Source organism: Paenisporosarcina indica (assembly GCF_001939075.1).
Classification (GTDB): Bacteria; Bacillota; Bacilli; order Bacillales_A; family Planococcaceae; genus Paenisporosarcina; species Paenisporosarcina indica.
The window spans coordinates 1-2,644 of record NZ_MPTA01000015.1; the positions used below are offsets into that span (position 1 = coordinate 1).

Annotated in this window: 1 rRNA gene; it reads right to left on the reverse strand. The window is 52.3% G+C overall.

What is annotated here, in order from left to right:
• Nucleotides 1–42: 42 nt before the first annotated feature.
• Nucleotides 43–2,644 (reverse strand): 23S ribosomal RNA (locus GY23_RS17675); the annotation flags it as partial.

Below are 2,644 nucleotides of genomic sequence, written 5' to 3' on the forward strand. Positions count from 1 at the left end.
TCAAAACTGGATAAACGTGTCATTGAAAGCCATTCAAATTGTTTGGTTAAGTCCTCGATCGATTAGTATTCGTCAGCTGCACGTGTCGCCACGCTTCCACCTCGAACCTATCTACCTCATCGTCTTTGAGGGATCTTACTTACTTGCGTAATGGGAAATCTCATCTTGAGGGGGGCTTCATGCTTAGATGCTTTCAGCACTTATCCCGGCCACACATAGCTACCCAGCGATGCTCTTGGCAGAACAACTGGTACACCAGCGGTGTGTCCATCCCGGTCCTCTCGTACTAAGGACAGCTCCTCTCAAATTTCCTACGCCCACGACGGATAGGGACCGAACTGTCTCACGACGTTCTGAACCCAGCTCGCGTACCGCTTTAATGGGCGAACAGCCCAACCCTTGGGACCGACTACAGCCCCAGGATGCGATGAGCCGACATCGAGGTGCCAAACCTCCCCGTCGATGTGGACTCTTGGGGGAGATAAGCCTGTTATCCCCGGGGTAGCTTTTATCCGTTGAGCGATGGCCCTTCCATGCGGAACCACCGGATCACTAAGCCCGTCTTTCGACCCTGCTCGACTTGTAGGTCTCGCAGTCAAGCTCCCTTCTGCCTTTACACTCTACGAATGATTTCCAACCATTCTGAGGGAACCTTTGGGCGCCTCCGTTACACTTTAGGAGGCGACCGCCCCAGTCAAACTGCCCGCCTGACACTGTCTCCTGCCCCGCTAAGGGGCAAGGGTTAGAAGTTCAATACAACCAGGGTAGTATCCCACCGACGCCTCCTCCGAAGCTGGCGCTCCGGACTCTCAGGCTCCTACCTATCCTGTACAAGTTGTACCAAAATTCAATATCAGGCTACAGTAAAGCTCCACGGGGTCTTTCCGTCCTGTCGCGGGTAACCTGCATCTTCACAGGTACTATAATTTCACCGAGTCTCTCGTTGAGACAGTGCCCAGATCGTTACGCCTTTCGTGCGGGTCGGAACTTACCCGACAAGGAATTTCGCTACCTTAGGACCGTTATAGTTACGGCCGCCGTTTACTGGGGCTTCAATTCGCACCTTCGCTTGCGCTAAGCACTCCTCTTAACCTTCCAGCACCGGGCAGGCGTCAGCCCCTATACGTCACCTTACGGTTTTGCAGAGACCTGTGTTTTTGCTAAACAGTCGCCTGGGCCTATTCACTGCGGCTCTCTCAGGCTTTAACACCCTAATAGAGCACCCCTTCTCCCGAAGTTACGGGGTCATTTTGCCGAGTTCCTTAACGAGAGTTCTCTCGCTCACCTTAGGATTCTCTCCTCGACTACCTGTGTCGGTTTGCGGTACGGGCACCTTCCACCTCGTTAGAGGCTTTTCTTGGCAGTGTGAAATCAGGAACTCCAGACCTAATGGTCCTTGTCATCACAGCTCAACGTTATAGGAACGGGATTTGCCTCATTCCACGCCTCACTGCTTGAACGCACATAACCAACAGTACGCTTACCCTATCCTTCTGCGTCCCCCCATTACTCAAACGGTGGAGTGGTGGTACAGGAATATCAACCTGTTATCCATCGCCTACGCCTATCGGCCTCGGCTTAGGTCCCGACTAACCCTGAGCGGACGAGCCTTCCTCAGGAAACCTTAGTCATTCGGTGGACGGGATTCTCACCCGTCTTTCGTTACTCATACCGGCATTCTCACTTCTAAGCGCTCCACCAGTCCTTCCGGTCTAGCTTCAACGCCCTTAGAACGCTCTCCTACCACGGATTCCATACGGAATCCATCCACAGCTTCGGTGAATTGTTTAGCCCCGATACATTTTCGGCGCAGCGTCACTCGACCAGTGAGCTATTACGCACTCTTTAAATGATGGCTGCTTCTAAGCCAACATCCTGGTTGTCTAAGCAACGCCACATCCTTTTCCACTTAACAATTACTTGGGGACCTTAGCTGGTGGTCTGGGCTGTTTCCCTCTTGACTACGGATCTTATCACTCGCAGTCTGACTCCCAATTATAAATCTCTGGCATTCGGAGTTTGTCTGAATTCGGTAACCCGGGATGGGCCCCTAGTCCAAACAGTGCTCTACCTCCAGGATTCTCAAAATTGAGGCTAGCCCTAAAGCTATTTCGGAGAGAACCAGCTATCTCCAGGTTCGATTGGAATTTCTCCGCTACCCACACCTCATCCCCGCACTTTTCAACGTGCGTGGGTTCGGGCCTCCAGTAAGTGTTACCTTACCTTCACCCTGGACATGGGTAGATCACCTGGTTTCGGGTCTACAACTACATACTCTATCGCCCTATTCAGACTCGCTTTCGCTGCGGCTCCGCCTTATCAGCTTAACCTTGCATGCAATCGTAACTCGCCGGTTCATTCTACAAAAGGCACGCTATCACCCATTAACGGGCTCTAACTACTTGTAGGCACACGGTTTCAGGATCTCTTTCACTCCCCTTCCGGGGTGCTTTTCACCTTTCCCTCACGGTACTGGTTCACTATCGGTCACTAGGTAGTATTTAGCCTTGGGAGATGGTCCTCCCAGATTCCGACGGAATTTCACGTGTTCCGCCGTACTCAGGATCCACTCAGGAGAGAACGAACTTTCGGCTACAGGGCTTTTACCTGCTGCGGCGGATCTTTCCAGATCGCTTCACCTAAC